The sequence below is a fragment of the Streptosporangium album genome (assembly GCF_014203795.1).
GTDB lineage: Bacteria > Actinomycetota > Actinomycetes > Streptosporangiales > Streptosporangiaceae > Streptosporangium > Streptosporangium album.
The window spans coordinates 1,947,248-1,973,465 of sequence record NZ_JACHJU010000001.1 but is presented as its reverse complement, the minus strand read 5'-3'; the positions used below and the strand labels follow the sequence as shown (position 1 = coordinate 1,973,465).

The following is a 26,218-nucleotide window of genomic DNA, read 5'->3' as shown; positions in this document are numbered from 1 at the left end:
GCCGGGTCTGGACCGCCGGACCCGCAGCTCCGGCCGCCGCCCGCTCACAGCTCGGCCCGTAGTCCCTCCGGGGTGGTGACGGGCATCCGGCAGGTGAACCCGCGGCACACGTAGGCCGCCGGAGCCCCGTCCACCAGACCCCGGCCCGAAAGGAGCGGGATCTCGGCCGAACCGGGCTCGCCGAGTGCGACGACCAGCCCGGGGACGGAGGAGAGCAGGGCGGCCCTGTGCAGGGCGGAGGTGTCCGGGTCGTGCAGCGGGCCCACGATCGCGACCTCGATCGGCCCGGAGACGGCGGCCTGGGCCACCGCGAGCCCCCACCCGGCGAACCGCGCGTGCCTGTCGGCCAGGACGGTCACCGTGCCCAGCGCCCCCTCCGCCGCCGTCCGGTGCCTGGCCGAGCCGGTCAGGGCCGCATACGACAGCAGTGCCCCGGCGGCGGCGAACTGCCCCGACGGGGTCGCGTTGTCGGTGGGGTCCTGCGGCCGCTGGAACAGCCGTTCGGCGTCGTCGGCGGTGTCGAAGAAGCCGCCGGAGCCGTCGGCGAACCGGTCGAGGACGCTCTCCAGCAGCGCTCCCGCCCGGTGGAACCAGCGCGCCTCCCCGGTCACGCCGTACAGGGTCAGCAGGCCCTCGGCCAGGTCGGCGTAGTCTTCCAGGACTCCGGCGTTGGCGCCCGCGCGACCGTCGCGTGACGTGCGCAGCAGCCGGTCGCCGTCCACGTGCAGCTCCTCCAGGAGCGTGGCCGCCGCCCGCGCCGCCTCCACCAGGTCGGCGCGGTCGAACAGCGCCCCCGTCTCGGCGAGGGCGGCGATGGCCAGGCCGTTCCAGGCGGCCACCACCTTGTCGTCCCGGCCGGGCCGCACCCGGTGGGCCCGCGCGGCCAGCAGCGCGGCGCGGACCCGGGCGAACCGCTCGGCGTCCTCCGGATCGGACGGGAGCTGCAGCACCGACGTGCCGTGTTCGAACGTGCCGGTCACCTCGAACAGCCCGACCGCCCAGGCTCCGTCCTCCTCGCCCAGGACCTCGTGGATCTCCTCGGGGGTCCAGGCGTAGAACCTGCCCTCCACGCCCTCGCTGTCGGCGTCCAGGGCCGAGGCGAAGCCGCCCTCGGGAGTGCGCATCTCGGCCAGCAGGAAGGAGGCCGTCTCCAGAGCCACCCGCCTGGCCAGGGCCGAGCCGGTGGAACGCCACCAGTGCGTGTAGACCCGGAGCAGCAGCGCGTTGTCGTAGAGCATCTTCTCGAAATGCGGCACCACCCAGTCGGCGTCCACGCTGTAGCGGGCGAAGCCGCCGCCGAGCTGGTCGTAGATCCCGCCCCTGGCCATGGCCTCCAGCGTCCGCTCCGCCATCGCCATCGCCGTGCCCGCCTCGGGGCCTTCCCCCGCGGCGCCGTACCTCAGCAGGAACTCCAGCGCCATCGACGGCGGGAACTTGGGCGCCCCGCCGAATCCGCCGCGCACCGGGTCGAAGGACCCGTTCAGGCTCTGTACGGCCCGGGCAAGCGTGTCCGGCACGGGCAGCGGGCCGGAGGGCAGCTCCGACCGCTCGTTCAGCGCCTCGACTATCTTCGAGCCCTGCTCCAGCACCGCCTCGCGGTCGCCGTTCCAGGCGTTCGACACCCCGGTCAGCAGCCGCTGGAACTGAGGGCGGGGAAAGTAGGTCCCGGTGTAGAAGGGGTGTCCCTGCGGGGTGGCGAAGACCGTCATCGGCCACCCGCCCTGGCCGGTCATGGCCTGGGTCGCCGACATGTAGACGGCGTCCACGTCCGGCCGCTCCTCGCGGTCCACCTTGACGTTGACGAAGCGCTCGTTCATCAGAGCCGCTGTCCCGCCGTCCTCGAACGACTCGTGCGCCATCACGTGGCACCAGTGGCACGCCGAGTAGCCGACCGAGATCAGCAGCGGCACGTCCCGACGTGCGGCCTCGTCGAAGGCCTCCTGCCCCCACTCGAACCAGTGGACGGGGTTGCCGGCGTGCTGCAGCAAGTAGGGGCTCGTCGCGTCCTTCAAGCGGTTCATGCAAACCCTCCCGTGTGCGCGGTGCCCGCGTCTCCTCCCGCGCGAGGTGCACGGGTGCACGTCACGGTTGTACCCGCGCGGCCTCGCCCACACTAAACGGGGGCGGGAGCCCGAGCACCGCCTCGATTCCGGCGGAGGCCCGGGCGAGAGGAGATCACCAGGGATGATCTACGCTTGGAGCGGCGTCGCGTCGATGCCGCCCCCAGCCGTCGATGGCGGCCTCTTCTGTCATGGGACCGGTGATTCGGTTGTGGTCCGACAGTCGCCGGTCGCAGAACGGGTCCGGCTATGCGGTGCGGCTGCGATGCTGTGCCCATCCTGGTTAGCTCTCCCTGGAGGTTCGGCGGGTGCCGACGTGGATCCGACCTGTCTCGCGGCTCCCGATGACGGAGCCGGCACGTGCCGGCGAGCCGTACCGCCGCGCGCGTGCCGCCGGACGTGCGGGGCTCGCCGCGATCGGGCTCGCCATCGCGGTCATGCTGGCCGTCGCCCTCCTCGGGCCGTCCGCGGCGGTGCCCGACCTCGGTGGCGGTGGTCCGCCCTGGTCCCTGCGGGGTGCCCCCTCCGACCTGCTGGTGATCCAATTGACCTGGGCGGCCGTCATCGCCGGTGGACTGGGCGTGGGCGCCGGGCTGTACGCGCTGCGCCGGGGGTGGCGTCCCCCACGGGGGATCCTTCTCGCCGGTACGGTGGCCGCCGTCCTCGCCCTCACGCTCGTCCCGCCCGCGGGGTCGACGGACGTGCTCAACTACGCGGTCTACGGGCGCATCGCCGCCCTGGGGCAGGACCCGTACGTGGTGACCCCGGCGTGGCTGCACAGGCTGGCCGACCCGGTCGGTGAGCTCGCCCCTCTCGCCTGGCGCAACGCTCCTTCGGTGTACGGGCCGCTGGCCACCTGGGCGCAGCTGGCCGCCTCCCGGCTGGGCGGTGCGTCGATGGCCGGCACCGTGTTCGCCCTCAAGGCCATGACCGGGCTGGCGTTCCTGCTGTCGGCGCTCATGCTCGACCGGCTGGCGGGGCCGGACCGCGAGCGGCGGATACGCGTCCACCTGCTGTGGAGTCTCAACCCGCTGATGCTCTGGCACGTGGTGCTGGGCGGTCACATCGACGGTCTGGGAGTGGTCTTCCTCGTCGCGGCCTTCCTCGTCATGCGCCGGGGCGGTGTGGTGGCGGGCCTGGTGGCAGGGGTGCTGCTCGGCGCGGCGGCCGCCGTCAAGGCGCCGTTCGTCATCGCCGGAGCCGGCCTGGCCTGGGCGGCCCGCCGGTCGGCGGCCACGTTCCTGTCGATGGTCATGGGCGTGTCGGCGGCCCTGGTCACGGCGTACGCGACGCAGGGCCCGGAGGCCTTCGGGAACATGGTCGGCAAGATCGGCGCTCACTCGCTGGCGGATCCGTGGCGTGTGATCACCGACGTGCTGGGGCTGGGGGCGGAGCCGTCCACGCTGGAGGGGCAGCTCACCCTCGGCGTCGCCTTCCTCATCGGCCTCCTGCTGTGCTGGCGGCTCCCGCCGGTGCCGCCCGGCCTGGACGCCGTACGGCCGGCGCTGGCGTGGTGCCTGTGCTGGCTGCTCACCTCCCCGGTGCAGCATCCCTGGTACGACGCCCTGCTGTTCCCCCTGCTGGCCCTCATGCCGGCCGGCCGCCTCGACGGGCTGCTGATCGCGCGAGGGGCCGTGACCAGCCTCATCTACCTGCCCGGCGCCATCGGTTTCCTGATGCTCCAGCCCACCGGGCTGACCCGGTGGATCGCCGAGGTCTACCGTCCGTGGATCGCTCCGCTGGCCTCCGACCTCATCATCCTCTGCGTCGTCGTGCTGGGCCTCGCGGGCGCCTTCCGCCACTCCCGCACACCGGCGCCGGCCGACGGCTGAGGGGACGGCCGGGAGCCCGCGGGTCACGGTCAGGCGGTGGGGAAGCCGGACGTCCGCCAGGTGTGGCCCGAGGCGGTGACCGCGAAGGCCTCCACCCCGTCGAGCCGCTCGACCCACGTCCGGGCCGCGCCGCCCATGGCGAAGGCGGCCGTGGCGTACGCGTCGACCGCGGTCAGACTCCGCCCTGTCAGGGTGATCGAGGCCAGCTCCGTCGCGGGGCGGCCGGTGTGCGGGTCGAGGATGTGCGGCCCGCGCTCGGCGGTGCCCGACGTCGCCACGGCGAGGTCGCGTCCGGCGACCACGGTGACGAGTTCGCCCGGAGGAGCGGGTGGGCGATGCCGGTCCGCCACGGGCAGCCGGGCGCGGCCGTTCCGGCGAGCTGGATGTCGCCGCCGCCGTTCACGCAGTGGTCCACCGCTCCCGACCGCGTGAGGATGTCCGACGCCCGCTCGATCGCCCAGCCCTTCACCATGGCGGAGGGGTCGAGGCGCCCCCGGGGGTACGCGGTGAAATAGCCGTGGGAGAGCTCGGTCACCGCGTCGCACAGGTCGAGGATGCCCGCCACCTCCGGCGGGCAGTCGGCCAGGTCGATCTCGCCGCGGCCCAGCCTGCTGACGGGGCTGTCCGGCCGGTAGGTCGAGAAGACGGCGTCGACACGGTGCAGCCACGCCACGGCCTCGGTGAGGGCCTGCCCCGCGTCGCCGGGACCGGAGTGGCGGACGTCGAAGGAGAAGACCGTCCCCATGACGTGTTCGACGTGGCGCATCAGAGGCCCGCCTTGTCGATGGCGCTCTGCAGCGACTGGAGATATCCCTCGCTGGTGTAGGTGGCGCCCGAGACCGTGTCTATCTGGGCGGACTGCGCGGAGAGCGTCTCCTCGTTGAGGATCGGGAGCGCCTGGGTGTTGATCCTGAAGTCCCGGTTGTTGCCGTCCGGGGCCTGGAGCACCCTGACGCCGGTCACCTTGCCGCCGGAGAGGACCAGCTGCACCTGTACGGGGCCCCAACGGGTGTCGGCCGTGTCGCCGGTCACCACCTTGTCGCCGCTCATGCTGCCCGCGCCGGCGCCGTCGCCCGTCCAGCTGCCCGAGTCCGCCGTGACCTGGGCCGTGCCCCTGTCCGGGCCGCCGCCGCTCTGGGACACGACGGAGGGACGGCCGGCCAGGGCCGTCATCTCATGGGGCTTGAAGGACAGCAGAAGCACCAGGCCGATGCTGGTGACGAGTATGGCCACTATCGCTCTGCGCATGCGGATCCCCTCAGAACTCGAACGATTCATGGCGGATGCGCCGGTTCGGTACTCCGGCGGCCCGGAGCGCCGACACCACGCCACCGGTCATGCCGGAGGGCCCGCACACGTAGACCTCGTGATCGGCCAGCCCGGGGACGAGCCCGGCCAGCGTCTCCGGTGTGAACGGGTCGCCGATCTCGCTCCTCGGGCCGACGCAGTAGTGCAGCGTCGCGCCCCGGTGGGTGGAGATCGCCTCCAGTTCGGTGCGGAACACCAGGTCCCCGGTGGCCCGGGCCCGGTAGAGAAGGGTGAGGTCGCCGGGCGCGGCCGGGATCGACTCGAACAGCGCCCGCACGGGGGTGATGCCCACCCCTCCCGCGATGAGCAGCACCTTGCGCCCCCTGTGGCGTCCCGGGGTGAAGGCGCCGTAGGGGCCTTCGGCGAGGACCTTGGTGCCGGGCCGCAGCCGGGCGAGCACGCGGCTCTGGTCGCCCAGGTCCTTCACCGTGATCCGCAGTTCGTCGGGCCGGGGAGCGGCCGACAGCGAGTAGGGGTTGGGGGACCACCACAGGTCCCTGGTGAGGAACCGCCACCGGAAGAACTGCCCCGGCTCGGCCCGCAACCTGTCGAGACGGTGCCCCGAGAGGAAGATGGAGACGACCTCGGGACTCTCCCGCACGACCCTGCTGACCTGGAGCCGGTGCCGGAACGCCCGCCGTACCGGCGTGAGGAACCGATACCAGACGAGCACTGCCGCGACCCCGAGGTAGAGGGCGTACCAGGCCGTCTGGACGGCCGGGGAGCCCGCGAACTCGTTGCCGGTCGAGAGCTGGTGCCCGAATGCCAGCCAGGCCGCCAGGTAGGTGTAGAAATGCAGGTGGAACCAGGTCTCGTAGCGCAGCCGCGGCCGGATGGCACGGGCCGAGATGATGCCGACGCCCACCAGGAGCAGCACCGCCACGGTGGCCTGGAGCACGCCCGCGGCGATGACCGCGAGGACGGCCGCCGGGCGCGCGCGGGCCCCCCGTGGAGGAGCGCCCCGGTGCGTGCCGGCGACGGCCCTTCCGGCGAAGGTGGTGCTCACGGACTGTCCCCTCTCGTCGAACGTGACCCACCGTGCCAGCCGAACCTCTCGTTTCCCTATGAAACGGGTCATATCTCAATGATTCATAGGATTCTCAGAAGAGGCTCAGAGGGTCCGCATCAAGGACAGGAAGGACCCTGGCATCACCATGCATGCGACTTCTCGTAACCTGCCCGACCTGCTCCGTCCGGACGGGACGCCCGTCCGTGTGCTCGTCGTCGACGACGAGCCCGACCTCGTAGAGGTGCTCTGCGCGGTGCTCCGCTACGAGGGCTGGGAGGTGCGCGCCGCAGCCGACGGTGCGGCCGCGGTGCGGGTGGCCCGCGAGTTCCGGCCCGACGCGGTGCTGCTCGACGTCATGCTGCCCGACATCGACGGGATCGAGGTGCTGCGCCGCCTGCGAGCCGGGGCGCCGCACGTGTGCGTGCTGTTCCTGACCGCCAGGGACGCCGTGGAGGACCGGATCGCCGGGATCACCGCGGGCGGCGACGACTACGTGACCAAGCCGTTCAGTCTGGAGGAGGTCCTCGCCCGGCTACGCGGCCTGCTGCGCCGCGCAGGCATGGCGAGGACCTCCGAGGGCGACCGGCTGGTCGTCGGGGACCTGGTGATGGACGAGGACGCCCGCGAGGTGACCCGGGGCGGCGAACTGGTGGAGCTCACGCTGACCGAGTTCGAGCTGCTGCGCTTCCTCATGCGCAACCCGCGCAGGGTGCTCAGCAAGGCCCAGATCCTCGACCGGGTCTGGTCCTACGACTTCGGCGGCCAGGCCCATGTCGTCGAGCTGTACATCAGCTACCTGCGTAAGAAGATCGACGCGGGACGTCCGCCGCTGATCCACACGGTGCGGGGCGTGGGATACGTCCTCAGGCCGTGAGGCCCCGCACGCTCCGGACCCGGCTGGTGGCCGGCGTGCTGATCCTGCTCGCGCTCGCCTGCGCCGCGATCGGCGTGGCCACCTCCCTCGCGCTGAACCGCTTCATGGTGGACCGGGTGGACCAGCAGCTGTCCATGACCGTCGGGGGGTTCGCCGCCAGCCTGGAGCACGGGAAGGAGTACGGCGAGCGCGGCGACAGCCGCGGGCAGTCCCTCGGGACCCTGGGTGTCCGCCTCGCGGACGGCAGGGTGACCAACGCCGCCGTGGTGACACGGGACAGCGGCAGCCCCAGGCTCTCCGCCGGCGACGCGGCCGTCCTGGCCGCCGTCCCGGCGGACGGGCGTGGTCACTCCGTCGAGCTGTCGGTGCTGGACGACTACCGCGTCATGGCGATCGACGGCGCCGACGGCGACGTCCTCGTCACCGGGCTCCCGCTGGAAGGCGTCAACGCCACGGTGCACCGTCTCCAGCTCGCCGAGATCGTGGGGTTCGCCGTCGTAATGATCATCGCCGGGGTGGCCGGCGCGCTCTGGGTGCGGCTGTCGTTGCGCCCCCTGGAGCGGGTGGCGGCCACTGCCCGGCGGGTCAGCACGCTCCCGCTCGCCAGCGGCGAGGTGGCGCTGCCGGACCGTGTGCCGGACGAGGACCCCCGGACCGAGGTGGGCCAGGTGGGGGAGGCGTTCAACCGCATGCTCGGCCACATCGGGGAGGCCCTTGCCCGGCGTCACGCCAGCGAGCAGCGGATGCGGACCTTCGCCGCGGACGCCAGCCACGAGCTGCGTACTCCCCTGGCGACCGTCCGCGCCCACGTCGAGCTGGCCCGGCGCACCCCCGGTGACGTACCGGAGGAGATACGGCACTCCCTGCAGCGGATCGACGCGGAATCGGCCCGCATGGGCAAGCTCGTCGACGACCTGCTGCTGCTCGCCAGGCTCGACGCGGGCAGGCCACTGGCCCGCGACCAGGTGGACCTGACCCGCCTGGTGATCGACGCGACGGGGGACGCCCGTGTCTCCGCGCCGGATCATCACTGGCGGCTGGAGCTCCCGGAGGAGCCGGTCACGATGACGGGCGACGCCGACCGGCTCTACCAGGTCGTCACCAACCTGCTGGGAAACGCGCGGGTGCACACCCCGCCGGGCACCACGGTCACCGTGTCCGTCCGTGTCCCCGGCCCGGGCAAGGCGGAGCTGACCGTGGCCGACGACGGGCCGGGCATCCCGCGGGAACTCCAGGAGGAACTCTTCGAGCGGTTCGTCCGGGCGGACAAGGCGCGCTCGCGCGCCTCGGGCGGCAGCGGCCTCGGGCTCGCGATCGTCCGCGCCGTGGTCGCCGCGCACGGCGGCACCGTGGATGTGGAGAGCCGCCCCGGCCGTACGGTCTTCCGGGTCCTGCTGCCCGCCTGAGAGCTACGTGAGCGGGACGGCCGGGCAGGAGGGCCTCCCCGCCACGCGCGGTCACGTCAGGCGTTTCCGGGACGGTCATCCCCGCCCTGTCGAGCGGTCGTCCCAGACAAAGGCGAATGTGTCCCGAGGCGGAAGGTGTGTTCATGCGGCTTCGGGCGTAGGCTCACTGGGCGTGGATCTCGACTTCGTCTGTGTGCACGCCCAGCGGGCAGCCGCCGAGCTGACCCGCCGTGATGTGGCCCGTGCTCTGCTCGCGGTGCCGTCGGGGGTGGCCCTGGTCGCCCTCCCCGACCTGCGCCGGGCGCTGACGGCGGGGGGAAACCCGCTGTCCCCACCCTTCTGGGAGTCCGCCAAGACGACGCTGCGGGCCATCGAGTCCGGCGCCGCGACCGTGGGGGAGGTGCAGCGGTGGCTGGAGTCCACCGGCACCGAGCCGCTCCTGCTCACCCGGAGCTTCTTCGTCTGGCCCGAGGAGGACGAGCGGGGCCCGATCACCGAGGAGATGTTCCGCGGCATGGTCGCCTACCTGGAGGAGCGGGTCGCCGCCCGGGAGATCGATCCGGATGCGCTCGCACAGGGGGACGAGCAGGCCAGGGAGGCCTACGAGGAGCTGCAGGAGCGCTGGCTCAACAGCCCGATGCCCGATGGGCGGGTGCCGGGGATGGCGGTCAGCGACGAGCAGGACGAGGAGCTGTTCGCGGCCTGGGACGAGGAGGAGGCCTTCGCCCTCAGCGAGCTGCGGCGCATCCTGGCAGACCTGCCCGCCCCCGAGCGGCCCGTCGGGGACCTGCGGGCGGCGTGCGTACGGCTGCGCGAGGTGCTGTCCGGCCCCGGATACCCGGGCAACGTGCTGCGGGCCTGCGCCGGATACGACGGGGCTCCGCTGCCCGAGGACGACGAGGAACTCTGGCTGACCGTCACGGCGGGCATCGCCGGTCCCATCTCGGACCTGCCCGAGGACGACGACACGCCGGAGAGGTTCTCCGACCTGGAGGGCGAGCTCACCCACGAGGACGCCGTGCTGGCCTCGCTGTGCGCGATCCACCACGCGGACTGGCTGGCGGTGGTGGCCGCCCTGGCCAGACGCGGTCCGGGGGTGCTGGCCTCGCCCGAGCGGATCGCCCGGTTCATCGCCGAGTCCGAGGACATCGACGTCCAGATGGACGAGCCGGACGACCTGGAGGCGGCGGAGACGCTCTTCAGCTCCGTCACACCGCTCTGGGCGTGCCTGGGGATCGTGGACAAGACCGAGGTGCTCACCCCGCTGGGCCGCTGGGGCCTGCCGAGGGCGCTGGAGCGGGCCTGGTCGGCCGACTGACGTCGCTCGGGGGATCGGTCATCGAGGCGGGCGGATGCGGACGCTCCGGCGTGATCTTCACGCGCGGTGCGTCCACGACGGTGCCCGTCTCGGCCGTCACGGGCCGAGCGCGGACACCCTCGTCCGGCCGCCGCGGCCACGCCGGTCGATCGTCTAGGTGGTGCTCTGCTTCTTCAGCTCGGCCTCCGAGGGGACCTCGATCCTGGAGATCTGCCTCTTCATCGACTTCACGAGCATGAACAACGCGAACCCCAGCGCCGCGACGACGAGGAACCCCAGGAGGCCCGGGCTGACGTCACTTTTGGTGACGGTGTCAAGTGCAATCACGCCTCAAGTCTGCCACCGCCACCTCATGGTCGTGTCAGTGGCAGGCGGGCGACACCTCTTCGGCGTGGATGCCGAGGAACAGGTCGCCCTCGGGAAGCCCGGTGTCCACGAGGGAACGGGCCAGGTGGTAGTCCTCGGTCGGCCAGATCTCGCGCTGCAACTCGCGCGGGCAGACGAACCAGAAGCCGTCGGGGTCGACCTGGGTGGCGTGGGCGAGCAGCGCCTCGTCACGGACCTCGAAGTAGTCGCCGCACTGGACGCGGGTGGTCACCGGCCACTTCTGCGGGCGGTCCTCCCAGCGCGCGATCCAGTCGGCGTAGGGGGAGCCCATGCCGCGGGAGTTCATCGCCTCGTGCAGCGCCTCGAACCGGTCCTTGGTGAAGCCCATGTGGTAGTAGAGCTTGAGCGGCTGCCAGGGCTCACCGGCCCCGGGATAGCGGTCGGGGTCGCCCGCGGCCTCGAAGGCCTCCACCGAGACGCGGTTGGTCATGATGTGGTCCGGGTGCGGGTAGCCGCCGTCGTCGTCATAGGTGAGGATGACGTGCGGCCTGAACTCGCGCACGGCGGCCACCAGCGGCGCCGAGGCGATCTCGATCGGCTGGAGGGCGAAGCAGCCCTCGGGCAGCGGCTCGCTCTCGTCGTCGGGCAGGCCCGAGTCGACGAACCCCATGAAGCGCTGCTGCACGCCGAGGATCTCCCTCGCGCGCTCCATCTCCAGGCGCCGGACCTCGCCGATGTTCTCAAGGATCTCGGGGCGGTCCATCTTGGGGTTCAAGATTGAGCCACGTTCTCCTCCGGTGAGGGTACAGACGAGCACCTCCACACCTTCCGCGACGTAGCGCGCCATCGTGGCGGCGCCCTTGCTCGACTCGTCGTCAGGGTGCGCGTGAACGGCCATCAGCCGCAGCGGTGCACTCACGGGCTCGACGTCTCCTCTGTATAGGTCGCGCTCAGATATTCACTCGTCCGGCGGACGGACGGCTCTGCCGTACCGCCCACAGGGCCCGCTCCGATGACGCGCCGCTCCCCGGGTTGGCCTGGGCCACTCCAGGGAGAGGTTAGTTTCTCTTATGGCGGTCGCGAGGGCGAGGCCCCCACGAGAGACAATTGTCTCGGATAACGCCGAGGTAGTGCAGGGAGATTCCGCCATGGCCACCAGCGAGGCCGAGAGGGACCGGCAGGACGGTCCGATCCTCGGCGTCCCGGACGACTTCCCCGACCGCCCGGAGCGCAGGGGGCGCTTCGTCGTCCACATCGTGATCGCGATCCTGTGCGCGGTGTGCGCCGCGGGCTGGGGCTACGTGATGTGGGCGTCCAAGGGGAACACCGAGGTGATCGACCAGGTCATAGCTTTTGATCCCGGCCGCGGCGATTCTATGCAGATTACCTTCGAGGTGGTCAAGCCGTCCGATCGCGCCGCCGTCTGCCGGCTGCGGGCGATGGATGTCTCCCATGGAGAAGTCGGGAGCCGGGAGGTCACTATTCCGGCTGGTGAGGGATATGTCCGGCTTACTGAGCGGCTAGAGACCAGTGCCCCGGCCACTTCGGGCGACGTCCACTACTGCTATCTCGTATAGTGAGATATTTGGGGAAGCGTTCGAGGCGTTAACTTGTTAGCCTTTCGAAATTCGAACGTCAGCTAACCCAAGTACGAAGCCCCCATAGAGGAAGCAAGGAGAACCCGTGGCCGACTCCCACAACGAGAGCGTCACCTGGCTCACTCAGGAGGCGTACGACCGCCTGAAGGCGGAGTTCGAATACCTCTCGGGGCCGGGGCGCGTCGACATCGCCAAGAAGATCGAAGACGCCCGCGAAGAGGGTGACCTGAAGGAGAACGGCGGCTACCACGCCGCCAAGGACGAGCAGGGCAAGATGGAGGCCCGCATCTTCCACCTCCACCAGATCATCGACAGCGCCAAGGTGGGTGAGGCGCCACGCACCGAAGGCGTGGTCGGTCCCGGCATGACCGTCACCGTCCGCTTCGAGGGGGACGACGAAGAGGTCGCCTTCCTGCTGGCCTCCCGTGAGGAGAGCGGCGCCCCGATCGACGTCTACTCGCCGAAGTCGCCGCTCGGCGCGGCGATCAACGGTAAGAAGATCGGGGAAAAGGCCACATACACGATGCCCAACGGCCGCTCCAACACGGTGGAGATCCTTGAGGCCGTGCCGTACATCGGCAACTGACCTCCCTTTCGGACCAGTCGATCCGCCGGGTTCCCATCCCGGCGGATCGCCGTGTTCATACGCCTGTTGCTGTGGCGTCTTCTGAGACGTGTAGTCCAGCTTGCGACTGTGTCGTGGTTAACAGAGTGTTTTGGCGGGTTCGCGTGCATCGTGGCGCCATGTACGGCACTCTCTTAGGGCTGGATCCGAACGGGTGGGAAGGGGGGATCTCGTGCTGGATCGGCGGACACGGGTCTCCGGTCTGATCCATGAGGCCCGGCAGGACCTCGCCTACCGCCCGCGCATCCGCTATGGCCGTCGCCTGCCCCGGCAGGTGTTCCCCGCCGTCGTGCTCCTCCTCGTCGCCGCGCTGGCCACGGGAGTGGTGGTCGTCACCCAACTGCCGGAGCGGTCCCCGGAGACGGTCGCCATGCGCAGGCCGGTCGCCAGGCAGACCGTCCAGAGCGGCGTGGCCACGGCCGAGCCCACGCACACCCCACCGCAGCCGGTGGCCGCGCTGACCTCGATCCACCGGCCGCACCTCTTCGTCGTCGCCGCCAAGCCGCTGCGCTCGGCCGTGGTCGCGAAGGTCGCGCAGGTGGCCGGGGTGCGGGCGGTGGAACGCGCCGACGCCGCAGAAGTGGGCATGGACGGCAAACGGGTGCAGACCCTGGGGGTGAACCCCTCGACGTTCCGCGCCTACACCCCCAAGCCGACCGCGCGCTCCGACAGGCTCTGGCGCAACGTCTCCGCGGGTGAGATCGCCGTCTCCTTCGTCCTCGGCAACGACGGAGGCATGCCGCTGGGCAAGTCCGTCACCACGGCCGGGCGGTCCCTGCGCGTGGGCGCCTACGCGACGATGGGCATGGGCGCCATCGACGCCGTGGTCTCCCGGCAGACCGCGCGGGCACTGGGCATCCCCGAGAACAACGCGCTGGTGGTGAGCGCCCCGAAGGTCGATTCGGCCAAGCTGCGCCGCACCCTGCTGCGGATCCTGCCCCGGGGCAGCCAGATCGCCACGATCAATCCGGTGCTGTCGGCGCCTCAGCGCACGACCTGGGCGGCGAGTGCCTTCATGACCGCGCCCCAGATCAAGGTCGCCCTCACCGCGGCGGCCAGCAAGCTCGGCCGTCCCTACGTGTGGGGCGCGGAGGGGCCGGACACCTTCGACTGCTCGGGCCTGGTCCAGTGGGCCTACGCCCAGGCGGGCATCAAGGTGCCCCGGGTGACGCACCAGCAGTTCGTCTCGGGCCCGCAGATCCCGCTCTCCCAGGCCCAGCCCGGGGACCTGCTGTTCTGGCGGCACGACCCGACCAATCCCACCTACGTCTCGCACGTGGCGATCTACTGGGGCAACGGCAAGATGCTGCAGGCCCCCAGGACCGGCGACGTGGTCAAGATCAGTCCGGTCGGCACCCGCAACTTCGCCGGTGTCGTGCGGATCAGCCCGGCCATCGCGGCCCGGGTCCGCTGACACTTCCGGGACCGGAGGAGACTCAGGGACGCAGGCCCGCCTCCAGGAAGGCGAGGGCCTCGTCCGTGACGTCGGCCAGGCGTCGGGCGCCGTCGGCCTCCGCCCAGGCGAACAGCGCGGCGAGCAGCACGCCGACCACGGCTCCGGCGGTCGTGCGGCTCAGCGGATCGTCGGCGTCGCGTCCCAGGCGCCCGGCGATGCCCTCGGCGAGCATGTCGATCGTGGTCAGCATGTTGTCCACGGCTCTGGCGCGCAGAGCGGTGTGACTGAGCTGTAGCCGGGTGCGGGCCAGGATCTGCCGTTCCTCGTCCTCCGGGAACTTCTCGAACACCGCGCGCATGGTGGCGCGGAGCGCGGCGACCGGCGCCAGGCCCGCCGGCTGCGCGGCCAGCACCTCTATCAGGACGGGGTCGTAGTCGTCCTGGACGATGACGTCTTCCTTGGTGGGGAAGTAGCGGAAGAAGGTGCTGGGAGAGATCTCCGCCGCCTCGGCGATCTGCTCGACCGTCGTGGCCTCGTACCCCTGCTCGGCGAACAGCCGCAGGGCATGCTCCTGGATCGTCCGCCGAGTCTTGGCCTTCTTGCGTTCGCGTAGTCCCTCAGGGCGCGGAGGTGAGCTCATGTGCTGATTCTCGTGGTTCGGCGACGCGCATGAACACCGCCACGAGCACCGCGCTCACCAGCACGAGCGCCGCGCAGGTCCCGAGCACCGTGTCCATCGCCAGCGTGTACGCCTGCCCGGCCGACGCGGTGAGCTCCGTGTCCCCGAGCCGTACGGCGGCGGCGACCGAGTCCTTGGCGGCCTCCGGCACTCCGGCAGGCAGTCCGCCGACGTAGACGGCCGACAGCAGGCTGCCCAGCCCGGCCACGCCGAACGCTCCGCCGATCTGCCGGAGCGTCTGCAAGGTGCCGGATCCCTTGAGAAGCCGCTCGCCGGCCAGCAGCAGGCGCTTGCGGCCGAACCTGTCGCCGAACGCTCCGGCGGGAAGCATGAGGGCGGCGAACGGGATCAGATAGGCGTCCATGACCCACTGCAGGTCGCTGGTGGTGGCGCCGAGTTCCACCGCCAGCGTGGGCAGCGCGACGTTGAGGACGGTGGCGTCCGGCCCGATGACCAGGACGCTGAGGACCAGTGCGGCCAGGGCCCACCAGCGTCGCAAAGAAGTGAAAGTAACTATATTTTAAAAGTAACTCTCAAAAAATAGTTTCTGTCAATAAGTGCTTCTGGCCTCCCTCGGAGAGACGGTGTAATCTTAATTACATGGAAAACGACGAAGCAGTGAAGAAGCTCCGGGGCTGGTTCTCCGGCCGGCTGCCCGCGGAATGGTTCGAGGGGCAGCCGGAGGTCGTGCTGGACCGCGAGGAGATCGCGGTGATCGGCAGGCTCCAGCCACCCGCCCTCGGTGACGACGTCTCCGAAGTGGAGCGGGCCGCCGCCGTGGAGGGTGGGGTGGAGCGTTTCCGCGAGGAGACCAGGGAGCGTCGCATCGAGATCGCGCTGGAGGCGGAGCACCGCTTCCGCCGGAAGGTCTCCTGGGGGGTCGTGGTCGGCGACGAGACGGTGATGTTCACCACACTGTCGGTGCCGGTCATGACCCGGCTCCGCCAGTCGGAGCGGCGGGTGCTCGACACCCTCGTGGCCGCCGGAGTGGCCCGCAGCAGGAGTGACGCGCTGGCCTGGTGCGTCCGTCTGGTGGGCAGGCACACCGACACCTGGCTGACCGATCTGCGGGACGCGCTTCAGCACGTCGACCGGGTGCGCGCCTCGGGTCCGGACGTGAGCCCCTGAGGCTGGTCAGGGAAAACGGCCCGAAATTGGTCTGAACCTCTCTGATGATTGGTTTAGACCTCTGTGAATGGCCTATACCACTGCCGAAAGGGCTTTCTTTAACTCCACTTCTTCTGGGTAGGTCCCTCAGACGTCACGGCCTCTGCCAGCCCGTACGCCCATCAGCACGGGCGGACCGAGGGCGTCACGACGTCAGGCCGCACGCATTCACTGGTCTATGCCAATTGGATTGAATGCGGTTTTTCGGTCAATGATGTTTTGGCCCTGAGAAGTGTAAGGAGCCCAGCAGTGTCCGTTATCGCAGACGTAACCGCCCCCAGCCCGACCAGTCACGCGGAGCTCGACGCATGGGTCAAGGAGATCGCCGGCCTGACCCAGCCCGACCGGATCGAATGGTGTGACGGTTCGGAGGCCGAATGGACGCGCCTGACGAACCTGCTGGTGGAGCAGGGGACGTTCAAGCGCCTGGCCAAACGGCAGAACAGCTTCTATGCCGCCTCGGACCCGAGTGACGTCGCCCGTGTCGAGGACCGGACCTACATCTGCTCCGAGCGCGAGCAGGACGCCGGGCCGACCAACAACTGGATCGCCCCCGCCGAGATGCGCCGGACCTTCGGCGAGATCTTCAAGGGCAGCATGCGCGGCCGCACCATGTACGTCGTGCCGTTCTGCATGGGCCCGCTGGGCGGCGACATCTCCCAGCTCGGCGTGGAGATCACCGACTCGCCGTACGTCGCCGTCTCCATGAGGATCATGACGCGCATGGGTGAGGCGGCGCTCCGGCTCATCGAGGAGCGCCGCGACTACGTGAAGGCCGTTCACTCGGTCGGGGCCCCGCTCAAGCCCGGCCAGGCCGACGTGCCGTGGCCGTGCAGCTCCACCAAGTACATCAGCCACTTCCCCGAGACCCGGGAGATCTGGTCCTACGGCTCGGGCTACGGCGGCAACGCGCTGCTCGGCAAGAAGTGCTACGCGCTGCGCATCGCCAGCACGATGGCCCGCGACGAGGGTTGGCTGGCCGAGCACATGCTCATCCTCAAGCTCACCCCGCCGTCCGGGGAGACCCGCTACGTCGCGGCGGCGTTCCCCAGCGCCTGCGGCAAGACCAACCTGGCCATGCTCCAGCCGACCATCCCGGGCTGGAAGGTCGAGACGGTCGGCGACGACATCGCCTGGATGCGTTTCGGGGCCGACGGCCACCTGTACGCCATCAACCCCGAAGCCGGCTTCTTCGGCGTGGCGCCCGGCACCGGCGAGACGACCAACGCCAACGCGATCAAGACGCTCTGGGGCAACAGCATCTTCACCAACGTCGCCCTCACCGACGACGGAGACGTGTGGTGGGAGGGGCTCACCGACGAGCCCCCGGCGCACCTGACCGACTGGAAGGGCCGTTCCTGGACCCCGGACAGCGGGGAGCCCGCCGCACACCCCAACGCCCGTTTCGCGGTGCCCGCCGCGCAGTGCCCGACGATCGCCCCCGAGTGGCAGGACCCCAAGGGCGTGCCGATCTCGGCGATCCTGTTCGGCGGTCGCCGAGCCACCGCGGTCCCCCTGGTGACCGAGTCGCTGAGCTGGCAGCACGGTGTCTTCACCGGAGCCAACATCGCCTCGGAGAAGACCGCCGCGGCCGAGGGCAAGGTCGGCGAGCTACGCCGCGACCCGTTCGCGATGCTGCCTTTCTGCGGCTACAACATGGGCGACTACTTCGCCCACTGGATCGAGATGGGCCGGCGCGAGAACGTCCGGCTGCCGCGCATCTACTACGTGAACTGGTTCCGTAAGAACGCCGAGGGCACGTTCATCTGGCCCGGCTTCGGGGAGAACAGCCGCGTCCTCAAATGGGTCGTCGAACGCCTCAACGGCGAGGCGGAGGCGGTGCGGACGCCGATCGGCCTGCTCCCCGCCGAGCTCGACACCGAGGGACTCGACATCTCCGCCGAGGACCTGCGGACGCTGCTGAGCGTGGACAAGGAGGTCTGGAAGGAGGAGGCGTCGCTGATCCCCGCCTTCTTCGAGACCTTCGGCGACCATCTCCCCAAGGAACTCTGGGACGAGTACGACGCGCTCGTCGCGCGCCTGGACTGAAAGCCGTTCCGGCGAAACCTTCGTGTGGCCCCGTGCGTCTACATGACAACGGGGCACACGCCCCGTCTTCTCTCCCCGGAGGCGGACATGGAAGCCGTGCTGTTCGTCATAGCCCTCGTCCTCGTCCTCGCCGTCAGCGCCATGGCCACGGCACTGCGCCGTGAGCACCGCCGGGTCCGCTCGGCCGTGGCCGGGCACTACGGGGGCAGGCCGTCCCCCTACGAGCTCGCCTACCTGTCCGGCGGGCCGTTGCGGACGGTCAACACGGCACTCGGCATGCTGGCCAAGGGTGGGGGCGTCCGCGTGTCGAGGGGCGGCCAGGTCAGCCTGGTGAGGGGCGCTCCGCTCTCCTCCGAGCCGGTCGAGCAGGCCGTTCTGGACGCCCTCCACGCCAGGGGCGGCTCCTGCCCGGCGGCGGAGCTCCGCCGTACGGTGGCCGACGGCCCGGCCATGAGCGATCTGCGCCACCACCTGACCGGCCTGGGGCTGCTGGTGCCCGACGGCGCGCTCGCCGGTGCGATGAGGCTGCTGAACCGGCTGCTGGTCCTCTCGGTGTTCGGCGCCGTCTTCCTGGTCGGTGTCGTCGTGTCCATCCCCGTGCGGGAGGTCCAGGGCACGGCCGCGCTGCTGCTCAGCGCGGTCGCGGTGATCGGCGCCCTGGTCACCTACGTCAGGCAGAGGCGCGCGCTGCGGGGGGTCCTCAGCAAGGCGGGTCATGACGCGCTCGATTCCGCCCGCAGGACCCACGTGCGCGGCGCCCAGCCCATGGGCGCGAACCTGGCCCTCGCGGTCGGGGTCCCGGTCGCGCTGTACGGCCTGGGCGAGCTCGGCGACCCGGGCCTGGAGGAGGAACTGAGGCGCACCTCCCCGCAGAGCTCCACGAGCTGCGCCGGCGGCTCCTGCGGGGGCGGGTCCTCAAGCTCGGGCGACGGCTCCTCCTTCGGCGGCGGCGGCGACTTCGGCTCCGGCGGCTGGGGCGGAGGAGACTCGGGCGGGTCGAGCTGCGGAGGCGGGTCGAGCTGCGGTGGCGGTGGTGGGTGCGGTGGCGGTGGTGAGTGAGCGGTCCGTGGCCGAGGAGGTCGTGACGGAGTCCAAGCGGTTCTCAGCGGTGGCCAAGGGGGCCGTGACGGTGCCCGGACGGCCCGTCCCGGTGGTCGGTAAGGGGGAGTGAGGATGCCCGGATCCGGGTCCTTGGGCGTCGGCATCGGCTGGCGCGCGGAGATCGACCTGACGGTGGAGCGCCTGCCGGGCGTCGACTTCGTCGAGGTCGTCGCCGAGAACGTGCATCCCGACCGGCTCCCGGAGTCGCTGCGGGTGCTCCTCGCCCGGGGTGTGCCGGTGATCCCGCACGGCGTCGGGCTGGGCGTGGGCGGTGCCGAGCCGCCGGATCCCGCCAGGCTGGCGCACCTGGCGGCCTGCGCGCGCGCCCTGGACGCACCGCTGGTCAGCGAGCACCTGGCCTTCGTCCGCGCGGGCGGCATGGAGGCCGGTCACCTCCTCCCGGTCCCGCGCACCAGGGCCGCGCTGTCGGTGATCGCCGAGAACGTACGGCGGGCGCAGGCGGCGCTCCCCGTCCCCCTGGCCCTGGAGAACGTGGCGGCCCTGTTCGGCTGGCCGGAGGACGAGATGACCGAGGCGCAGTTCCTCGGCGAACTGGTGGAGACGACCGGGGTCAAGCTCCTGGTCGACGTGGCCAACCTCTACACCAACCAGGTGAACCTGGGCCTGGCGGCCACCGCCGCGCTGGACGGCCTGCCGCTGTCCGAGCTCGCCTACGTGCACGTCGCCGGCGGCCACTCCCGTCACGGCGTCTGGCACGACACCCACACCGCCCACGTCCCCGGCGAGGTGCTGGACATCCTGTCCGAGCTCTGCGCCCGGGTCGACCCGCCCGGCGTGCTACTCGAGTGGGACGACGACTACCCCAGCGACGCCGCGCTTGGAGCGGAGCTCGGCCGGATCCGCGGCGCGATGGCCCGTGTCTGAGAGCCACGCTTCGCCCGCGCGGGGCCGGGACGGGAGCGGTCCGGGCGACGGAGCCCGGGCGGCTCTGGCCGGGGCACAGGCGGGGCTGCTGGCCGCCCTGGTCGCCGGAGGCGAGGCGCCGCCCGGGTTCGACGGGGAACGGCTCCGGATCCAGGCCGCCAGCCTGATCTCCAAGCGGCGCGGGGCGGTGGCCCGGCTCCGGCCGGATCTGGTCGTGCTGCTCGGCGACGGGTTCGCCCGGGAGTTCGAGGAGTATGCGCGAGGCCGTCCCAAGCCGCCCGGTGGCTCCCGCGCCGACGCCCACGCCTTCGCCGGCCGCCTCGGGGAGGCGGGCCGCCTGCCACCGGAGCCGGAGCCGCCCGCCGTGCCCCGCCGGTGGTCCCGGTTCCTGCGAAGGCCGTGAGACCTCTCGCGGGTGCCGTCCGTCCAACCACTGTCAGGGGCTCCTCCCGGAGGTCGACATGATGCCCGTTCTGATCGCCGTGATCACCTTCATCATGTTGGTGATGGCGTGTCTGACCGTACTGAGAGCGCTGAGGATCGTGGGGAGACCGGCGAGGCGCTCCCTCAAGGCCCGCAAGAGGAGAGGCGCTTCACGACCGTCCCCGACCTGGTCGGCGCCGATCTCGAACTCGGGAGCCGCAGGCGAAGGCTGGGGCGACGGTTGGGGCGGCGGCGACGGTGGCGGCAGCTGCGGCAGCGGTGGGTGAGGCCTGTTCCGCAGCCGCCCGGGTGGCGCGGACACGGCCGGCGTTAAGAACGTTTTAGCAGGCTGTGCCGGGGATAACCTCTCTGAGGTGGGGGGACTGCGTTGTCTTGATGGGTCGTATCTGACCGTTACGCCGGTGGCGTGCCGTGACAGTGTCGGCCTGCCGTACGAGGTGACGCTCGAGCTCCATCGCGACGGCACGCTCTACGGAACGGTGGGGGAGCGGTGCGGCTGGCTCCTCGTCCGGCTCGCCAGGGGCGTCGCCGAGGCCCGTGCCGACTATGAGGCGCAGTGGCCCGACCCCGACGACCGGTTTCCCGAAGAGGAAGAACTGTTCGCCTTTCGTTATCGGGCCAGGAACGGGATTGTCAGCGGGGGCGAACTCCGATGTCAGCTGCGTACCATCCCCATCTGGATCCCCGCGCAGCAAGGAGCCGTGGGCGAATGGCGACTGACCAGAAGAGCCTTCGTGGAGGCCTGGGGAGGCGGCGGCGGAGTGGGCATGCGGGCCGTTCTCACCTCGGCTGAGCTGGCTGCTTTCGTGGAGGCACTTGTCACCGAGGCGGAGGAGTGCCTGGCGCCGGAGAAGTCAGGCAACTCAACCGGAACCCGATAGACGGGGCGGAGAGGTCTTCAGTGCGGCGATAATTGCCTGTCAGCGCCCTTCGACGACGGGCGTCTGGGGGGAGGGGCTCCAATGGGCGTGCGCGATCTCGTCTACCGGCTGTATGAGCGACGGCTGGAAACGAAGCTGTCCCGTCAGAAGGAGATGGCCCCCAGGCATGTCGGCGTCATCGTGGACGGGAACCGGCGCTGGGCGCGCTCGATGGGGCTCGACGACGTCAGCCGGGGTCATCGCAAGGGCGCGGACAAGATCTTCGAGCTCCTCGGCTGGTGCCGTGAGGCGGGTGTCGAGGTCGTCACGGTGTGGCTGCTGTCCAACGACAACATCAACCGGCCCAAGGACGAGCTGGACCTCCTGGTGAAGATCATCGAGGACCTGGTCCAGGAGCTCGTCGCCGACGGATGGCACATCAAGCCCATGGGCGCGCTCGATCTTCTGCCCGACCACACGGCCCATGTCCTGAAAAATGCAAAAGACGCAACATCACACCGTCCGGGTTTGATTGTGAACGTTGCTGTTGGGTATGGAGGAAGGCGTGAGATCGCTGATGCGGTGCGCTCCCTTCTCCAGGAGCACGCCAGCAAGGGCGCGAGCATCGAGGACCTGGTCGAGGTCCTCGATGTGGAGCACATCGCGGAGCATCTCTACACGCGCGGTCAGCCCGACCCGGATCTCGTCATCCGGACCTCGGGAGAGCAGCGGCTCTCCGGATTCCTGCTCTGGCAGAGCGCCCACTCCGAATTTTACTTCTGCGAGGCCTATTGGCCTGACTTCCGCAGAGTCGATTTCTTGCGGGCTCTCCGCTCGTATGCCGCGCGGCATCGACGGTACGGAAACTGAAACATCACGTGAACACCCCCTTTGGGACAGGCATGTCCCTTTGGAAACTGGGTATTCAGGACGTACCGTAACAAGTAGTCGGGCACAGCCCGCCTACTCCGGAGAGGGCCCGCCTTTGCGTCACCACTGCCAAGAAGGGCCGGGCACCGGCGCCTCCTCGGCAAGCCGCGAGCGGGGGCCCGAATCCGGTCCGCATCCCAGCTCATGGCAGGGCGCCCCCCATGGCGCCCGGGGGAGAACGCGTGGCAAACCCTTCGTCCTCACCCACGTCGCCGGCCACCAGTCGGCGTACGTACGTCCTGGACACCTCGGTACTGCTGGCGGATCCAGCGGCGATGAGCCGCTTCGCAGAGCATGAGGTCGTCCTCCCGATCGTCGTCATCACCGAGTTGGAGGGCAAACGCCATCATCCAGAGCTCGGATACTTCGCCCGTAAGGCGCTGAGGTACCTCGACGACCTGCGGGTGACACACGGGCGGCTGGACGAGCCCATGCCGATCGGCGAGGGAAGCCTACGGGTCGAACTCAACCACAGCGACCCATCGATCCTGCCCGTCGGCTTCCGGCTCGGCGACAACGACACCCGCATCCTCACCGTGGCGCGGACCCTCGCCGCCGAGGGGCGCGACGTGGTGCTGGTCTCCAAGGACCTGCCGCTGCGCGTCAAGGCCGCCTCCATCGGTCTCGCCGCGGAGGAGTACCGCGCCGAGCTGGTGGTCGAGTCCGGATGGACCGGCATGGCCGAACTCCAGGTGACCGCCGAGGACGTCGAGACGCTCTTCGAGCACGGCACCGCCGATCTGGCCGACGCCCGTGACCTGCCCACCCACACGGGCCTGAGGCTGCTGTCCAGCCGGGGGTCGGCGCTGGGGCGGGTGCTGCCCGACAAGTCGGTGCGCCTGGTCCGCGGCGACCGGGAGGTGTTCGGCCTGCACGGCCGTTCCGCCGAACAGCGCATCGCGCTCGACCTCCTGATGGACCCCGAGGTCGGCATCGTGTCGATGGGCGGCCGGGCGGGCACCGGCAAGTCCGCCCTGGCCCTCTGCGCGGGCCTGGAAGCCGTTCTGGAGCGCCGCCAGCACCGCAAGGTCATCGTCTTCCGCCCGCTGTACGCCGTGGGCGGCCAGGACCTGGGCTACCTGCCCGGCTCCGAGAACGAGAAGATGGGCCCGTGGGCGCAGGCCGTCTACGACACCCTGGGCGCGGTCACCACGCCCGAGGTGATCGAGGAGGTCATGGACAGGGGCATGCTGGAGGTCCTCCCGCTCACCCACATCCGCGGCCGCTCCCTGCATGACGCCTTCGTGATCGTGGACGAGGCGCAGTCGCTGGAGCGCGGGGTGCTCCTGACGGTGCTGAGCCGGGTCGGGGCCAACTCCAGGGTCGTGCTCACCCACGACGTCGCCCAGCGTGACAACCTCCGGGTCGGCAGGCACGACGGCGTGGTGGCCGTGGTGGAGAAGCTCAAGGGCCACCCGTTGTTCGCGCACGTCACACTGACCCGCTCGGAGCGCTCGCCGATCGCCGCACTGGTCACCGAGATGCTGGAGGACGTCACGATGTAGGCCGCGGATCCCGTCCCCCGGGCCGGCGCCGTCCGGACGGCCCGGGGGACGGGATCCCGCTCTCACCCGTGACCGCCGGGCGTGCTCCCCGTCCGGGTCACGGAGGCAGGCGCACGCCGTCGGCGGCGAGGTCGCGATACTCGAAGCAGGTGTGCTCCTTGAAGGACTGCGGGGGCCCCGGGAACAGCCGGGTGACCTCGACGCTCCAGATGCTCTCCTGTTTGTTCTGCCTGATGGTGCAGGTGATCTGGGCGAGCCCCTGCCTGGTGATCGTGCCCTCACCCGTGATGAGCACGTTCAGCCGATACCCCAGGTTGTCCTCGGGTTCGTTGCGCTGGGAGGCGGCCGAGTACCGGGTGGTCTCGGTGTCGTAGTGGCGGAAGGAGTTGAGCGCGGTGCTCAGCTCCGGCCTCGGCGGCACCTTCCCGGCACGGAACAGGGTGTCGATGATGCTCTTGGCGGAGTCGGAGCCCACCGGGAACCTGACGGGCTCCAGCCGGCCGTCGCGGAGCAGGTAGACGGTCACCCACGTGGGGCTGTAGCTGATCACCGGTGGGCGGCCCTCGTCCTGGACGCCGGTGGGGGCGATCCCGCAGCCGGACAGCGTCAGGGCGGCCGCGAGCAGGCACATGAGCCGCCTGCCGGCACCGGGTGCGGCCATGGGGTGCGGCCTCATGCCGAGGGCAGCCAGACGGTGAAGAGGGTGCCCGGGTCCTGCGGACGTACCGAGATGGTGCCGCCGTGCAGGCGGGCGTTCGCCCGCGCGATGGACAGGCCGAGGCCGCTCCCGTCGCCCCGGGCGCCGGCCTTGTAGAAACGGTCGAACACATGGGGCAGATCCGTCGGCGGGATGCCCTTGCCGTGGTCGCGCACCTTCACCTCCATGCCGTTCGCGGTGCTGCGGACGGTCACCACGACGGGGGGGCCGCCGTGGCGCAGGGCGTTGCCCACCAGGTTCGCCAGGATCACGTCGAAGCGCAGGGGGTCGACGGAGAAGGCCAGCCCCTGAGGCACGTTCACCCGCACCTGGTCCGACCACCCGCGCAGCTTCAGGCAGTCCCAGACCACGTCGGCGATGTTCACGGTGTCCACATGCAGCGTGGCCGTGCCCGAGTCGAACCGGCTCGCCTCGATGAGCTGCTCCACCAGGGTCCGCAGCCGCCTGATCTCCCGCAGCACCAGCCGTACGGCCGTCGCGGGTTCCGGGGGCAGCCGGTCGGCCTCCTCGGAGAGCATGTCGGCCACCGCGGTCATCGCGGTCAGCGGGGTCCGCAGCTCATGGGAGACGTCGGCCACGAACCGGCGGGACATCGCCTCCAGCGAGCGCAGCTCGGACACGCTCCGCTCCAGGGCGGCCGCGGTGTCGTTGAACGTGGCGGTGAGCTCGGCCAGCTCGTCCTGACCGTGCACGGGCAGGCGGGTGTCCAGGTGACCGGCGCCGAGTGCCCGGGCCGCCGACCCGAGCCGCCGGACGGGCAGCAGCACCCGCCGGGCCGACACCAGGGCCAGGGCGAGCGCGATGACCAGCATGACGGCCCCTGCCGCCGCCAGCGGTTGCCGCAGGTCGCTCAGGAGCTGTTCCTCGGCGGTGAGGGGGACGAACACGAAGACGGTCATCCCGGTGGGCTGGGCCGTGTGGATGGGCTCTATCCGCCACACGGGGGTGCCGATGATCAGCCACATCCTCCCGTTGATCGTCTGCCGCTTGGTCACCAGCCGCCGGGTGGCCCCGGCGTCGAGGTCGGCGGGGACGTTGCCCATGCTGAACGCGCCGTCGGGGTAGAGATAGGTCTCATAGCGGACCACCACCCCGCCGTTCCGCACGCGGAGGCTCTTCTGCAACGTGCTGATCTGGACGTCGGTCGGTGGGCTGTCTCCCGGCCAGAGCGCGCCGATGGGCACCCTGATCCCCTCCAGGGTGTCACGCACCTCGCTCACGGCCACGTTCTCCGCGAGGTCGATCACACGGCGTTTGACGAGCTCGTAGCCGATCCCCGCGACCAGCGCCGAGGCCGTCACCGCGATCAGGGTGAAGGTGATGATCAGACGGCCGCGCAGCCCGGTGTACACCCGCTTCACGGCGGGCTGAACCGGTAGCCGAACCCGCGGACGGTATGGATGAACTCGGGCTCGGCGGGCACCGATTCGATCTTGGCGCGGATCCGCTGGACGCAGGCGTCCACCAGCCGGGAGTCGGCGACGTGGGTGTGGTCCCAGACGGCCCGCAACAGGTATCTGCGGTTGAGGACCTGGCCGGGGTGGCGGACCAGTTCGAGCAGGAGCCGCAGTTCGGTCGGGGTCAGGTGAATCTCCCGCCCGGCCAGCGAGACCTTGAGCGCTCCGCGGTCGACGACCAGGTCGCCGAAGGTGATGCGGTCGGAGGCGACCGACTCCACCCGGCGCAGGACGGCGCGGATCCGGGCGTCCAGAACACGTGGTTCGACGGGCTTGATCACGTAGTCGTCCGCTCCCGCCTCCAGCCCCACGACCACGTCGAGGTCGTCGCCTCTGGCGGTGAGCAGTATCACAGGTAACTGGTCCAGCCTGCGGATGCGGCGGCACACCTCGACCCCGTCGATCCCGGGGAGCATGACGTCCAGGACGACGATCTCGGGCCGGCGTGCCCGGATGTGGTCGAGTGCCTCCTCGCCGCTGCCATAGGACGTGACGGAGTGGCCTTGGCGCGACAGCGCCAGCGCGAGTCCGGTCCGGACCGAGGGATCGTCTTCAACAAGGAGGATGCCGGCCACGCGGACATTATTCTTCCAATGTCCGGTAATGCCCGCTCTGTCACAGAACTGTGACATGAGGCGGACAGGAACCGGATAGGACGGTGGCAGCCTGA

General features: G+C 70.6%; 25 protein-coding genes and 1 pseudogene. 15 read left to right on the top strand and 11 right to left on the bottom strand.

The features are described from left to right. Positions 1 to 44: 44 nt before the first annotated feature. On the bottom strand, positions 45 to 2,021 hold the full coding sequence (locus FHR32_RS09220; protein ID WP_184753924.1) for a thioredoxin domain-containing protein: 1,977 nt from the start codon (positions 2,019 to 2,021) through the stop codon (positions 45 to 47). 383 nt (positions 2,022 to 2,404) lie between these two features. Here FHR32_RS09220 and FHR32_RS09215 point away from each other — a divergent pair, with 383 nt between their 5' ends. Further along, on the top strand, positions 2,405 to 3,892 hold the full coding sequence (locus tag FHR32_RS09215; protein ID WP_184753923.1) for an MptA/MptB family glycosyltransferase: 1,488 nt from the start codon (positions 2,405 to 2,407) through the stop codon (positions 3,890 to 3,892). Positions 3,893 to 4,035: 143 nt separating this feature from the next. Here the strand turns inward: FHR32_RS09215 and FHR32_RS09210 are convergent. The 3 genes and pseudogenes from FHR32_RS09210 to FHR32_RS09200 all read right to left on the bottom strand — a co-directional run. Continuing rightward, positions 4,036 to 4,637, bottom strand: a pseudogene (locus FHR32_RS09210) (FAD:protein FMN transferase); the annotation flags it as partial. A gap of 20 nt (positions 4,638 to 4,657) precedes the next feature. Then, the gene (locus FHR32_RS09205) at positions 4,658 to 5,140 is read right to left on the bottom strand and encodes an FMN-binding protein (protein WP_184753922.1); all 483 of its coding nucleotides are present in this window, start codon (positions 5,138 to 5,140) and stop codon (positions 4,658 to 4,660) included. A 10-nt stretch (positions 5,141 to 5,150) separates the two neighbouring features. Continuing rightward, positions 5,151 to 6,206, bottom strand: a complete 1,056-nt coding sequence (locus tag FHR32_RS09200; RefSeq protein ID WP_221465328.1) for a ferredoxin reductase family protein — start codon at positions 6,204 to 6,206, stop codon at positions 5,151 to 5,153. 148 nt (positions 6,207 to 6,354) lie between these two features. On the opposite strand from FHR32_RS09200, the gene FHR32_RS09195 reads away from it, so the two are divergent. The 3 genes from FHR32_RS09195 to FHR32_RS09185 all read left to right on the top strand — a co-directional run bounded on the left by FHR32_RS09195 (position 6,355) and on the right by FHR32_RS09185 (position 9,807). Continuing rightward, positions 6,355 to 7,083 carry a response regulator transcription factor gene (locus FHR32_RS09195; protein ID WP_184753920.1) on the top strand — a complete coding sequence of 243 codons (729 nt, stop codon included), beginning with the start codon at positions 6,355 to 6,357 and terminating at the stop codon, positions 7,081 to 7,083. Further along, a complete protein-coding gene (locus tag FHR32_RS09190; RefSeq protein WP_312882196.1) occupies positions 7,080 to 8,489 on the top strand; it encodes a sensor histidine kinase in 1,410 nt (469 codons plus the stop codon). Before FHR32_RS09195 ends, FHR32_RS09190 begins: the two co-directional genes overlap by 4 nt. A gap of 172 nt (positions 8,490 to 8,661) precedes the next feature. After that, entirely contained in the window at positions 8,662 to 9,807 is a 1,146-nt protein-coding gene (locus FHR32_RS09185) for a hypothetical protein (RefSeq protein WP_184753919.1), read from the top strand. A 153-nt stretch (positions 9,808 to 9,960) separates the two neighbouring features. Here the strand turns inward: FHR32_RS09185 and FHR32_RS09180 are convergent, their stop codons facing one another. Next, positions 9,961 to 10,134 carry a hypothetical protein gene (locus FHR32_RS09180; RefSeq protein WP_184753918.1) on the bottom strand — a complete coding sequence of 58 codons (174 nt, stop codon included), beginning with the start codon at positions 10,132 to 10,134 and terminating at the stop codon, positions 9,961 to 9,963. Positions 10,135 to 10,168: 34 nt separating this feature from the next. Beyond that, on the bottom strand, positions 10,169 to 11,053 hold the full coding sequence (gene mca, locus FHR32_RS09175; RefSeq protein WP_184753917.1) for a mycothiol conjugate amidase Mca: 885 nt from the start codon (positions 11,051 to 11,053) through the stop codon (positions 10,169 to 10,171). A 229-nt stretch (positions 11,054 to 11,282) separates the two neighbouring features. Here mca and FHR32_RS09170 point away from each other — a divergent pair, with 229 nt between their 5' ends. The 3 genes from FHR32_RS09170 (at position 11,283) to FHR32_RS09160 (ending at position 13,771) form a co-directional block, all read left to right on the top strand. Continuing rightward, complete coding sequence (locus tag FHR32_RS09170; RefSeq protein ID WP_184753916.1) at positions 11,283 to 11,711, top strand: DUF4307 domain-containing protein; 429 nt, start codon at positions 11,283 to 11,285, stop codon at positions 11,709 to 11,711. A 106-nt stretch (positions 11,712 to 11,817) separates the two neighbouring features. Then, positions 11,818 to 12,318: a transcription elongation factor GreA gene (gene greA / locus FHR32_RS09165; protein ID WP_184753915.1), complete on the top strand. Its 501-nt coding sequence runs from the start codon at positions 11,818 to 11,820 to the stop codon at positions 12,316 to 12,318. Positions 12,319 to 12,529: 211 nt separating this feature from the next. Continuing rightward, positions 12,530 to 13,771 carry a C40 family peptidase gene (locus FHR32_RS09160; RefSeq protein WP_312882192.1) on the top strand — a complete coding sequence of 414 codons (1,242 nt, stop codon included), beginning with the start codon at positions 12,530 to 12,532 and terminating at the stop codon, positions 13,769 to 13,771. Positions 13,772 to 13,793: 22 nt separating this feature from the next. Here FHR32_RS09160 and FHR32_RS09155 read toward each other — a convergent pair whose 3' ends face one another. Next, on the bottom strand, positions 13,794 to 14,393 hold the full coding sequence (locus FHR32_RS09155) for an acyl-CoA-like ligand-binding transcription factor (protein WP_184753914.1): 600 nt from the start codon (positions 14,391 to 14,393) through the stop codon (positions 13,794 to 13,796). After that, entirely contained in the window at positions 14,371 to 14,931 is a 561-nt protein-coding gene (locus FHR32_RS09150; protein ID WP_221465327.1) for an MFS transporter, read from the bottom strand. The genes FHR32_RS09155 and FHR32_RS09150 overlap by 23 nt, the downstream gene beginning before the upstream one ends. Before the next feature lie 101 nt (positions 14,932 to 15,032). Between FHR32_RS09150 and abmR the strand changes: the two genes are divergently transcribed. The 8 genes from abmR (at position 15,033) to phoH2 (ending at position 23,373) form a co-directional block, all read left to right on the top strand. Next, positions 15,033 to 15,560, top strand: coding sequence for an ATP-binding transcription factor AbmR (gene abmR / locus FHR32_RS09145; RefSeq protein WP_184753913.1), 528 nt, complete (start codon positions 15,033 to 15,035; stop codon positions 15,558 to 15,560). 288 nt (positions 15,561 to 15,848) lie between these two features. After that, complete coding sequence (locus tag FHR32_RS09140) at positions 15,849 to 17,648, top strand: phosphoenolpyruvate carboxykinase (GTP) (RefSeq protein WP_184753912.1); 1,800 nt, start codon at positions 15,849 to 15,851, stop codon at positions 17,646 to 17,648. Between the two features lie 87 nt (positions 17,649 to 17,735). After that, complete coding sequence (locus tag FHR32_RS45815; protein ID WP_184753911.1) at positions 17,736 to 18,707, top strand: TIGR04222 domain-containing membrane protein; 972 nt, start codon at positions 17,736 to 17,738, stop codon at positions 18,705 to 18,707. A gap of 114 nt (positions 18,708 to 18,821) precedes the next feature. After that, entirely contained in the window at positions 18,822 to 19,634 is an 813-nt protein-coding gene (locus FHR32_RS09130) for an MbnB/TglH/ChrH family RiPP precursor modification enzyme (RefSeq protein ID WP_184753910.1), read from the top strand. Beyond that, entirely contained in the window at positions 19,627 to 20,037 is a 411-nt protein-coding gene (locus tag FHR32_RS09125; RefSeq protein WP_184753909.1) for an SCO6045 C-terminal-like domain-containing protein, read from the top strand. The genes FHR32_RS09130 and FHR32_RS09125 overlap by 8 nt, the downstream gene beginning before the upstream one ends. A gap of 442 nt (positions 20,038 to 20,479) precedes the next feature. Further along, a complete protein-coding gene (locus FHR32_RS09120; RefSeq protein WP_312882191.1) occupies positions 20,480 to 20,959 on the top strand; it encodes a hypothetical protein in 480 nt (159 codons plus the stop codon). 81 nt (positions 20,960 to 21,040) lie between these two features. Beyond that, positions 21,041 to 21,808 (top strand): isoprenyl transferase, encoded by a 768-nt coding sequence (locus FHR32_RS09115; protein ID WP_184753907.1) that lies wholly within the window; start codon positions 21,041 to 21,043, stop codon positions 21,806 to 21,808. A gap of 221 nt (positions 21,809 to 22,029) precedes the next feature. After that, positions 22,030 to 23,373 carry an RNA 5'-3' helicase PhoH2 gene (gene phoH2, locus FHR32_RS09110; RefSeq protein WP_184753906.1) on the top strand — a complete coding sequence of 448 codons (1,344 nt, stop codon included), beginning with the start codon at positions 22,030 to 22,032 and terminating at the stop codon, positions 23,371 to 23,373. 97 nt (positions 23,374 to 23,470) lie between these two features. Here the strand turns inward: phoH2 and FHR32_RS09105 are convergent, their stop codons facing one another. From FHR32_RS09105 to FHR32_RS09095, 3 genes are read right to left on the bottom strand one after another with little or no spacing between them, the layout of a single operon-like run. Continuing rightward, on the bottom strand, positions 23,471 to 24,034 hold the full coding sequence (locus tag FHR32_RS09105; RefSeq protein ID WP_184753905.1) for a hypothetical protein: 564 nt from the start codon (positions 24,032 to 24,034) through the stop codon (positions 23,471 to 23,473). Between the two features lie 11 nt (positions 24,035 to 24,045). Next, positions 24,046 to 25,452, bottom strand: a complete 1,407-nt coding sequence (locus FHR32_RS09100) for an ATP-binding protein (RefSeq protein ID WP_184753904.1) — start codon at positions 25,450 to 25,452, stop codon at positions 24,046 to 24,048. Continuing rightward, positions 25,449 to 26,123, bottom strand: a complete 675-nt coding sequence (locus FHR32_RS09095; RefSeq protein ID WP_184753903.1) for a response regulator — start codon at positions 26,121 to 26,123, stop codon at positions 25,449 to 25,451. The genes FHR32_RS09100 and FHR32_RS09095 overlap by 4 nt, the downstream gene beginning before the upstream one ends. Between the last annotated feature and the right edge of the window lie 95 nt (positions 26,124 to 26,218).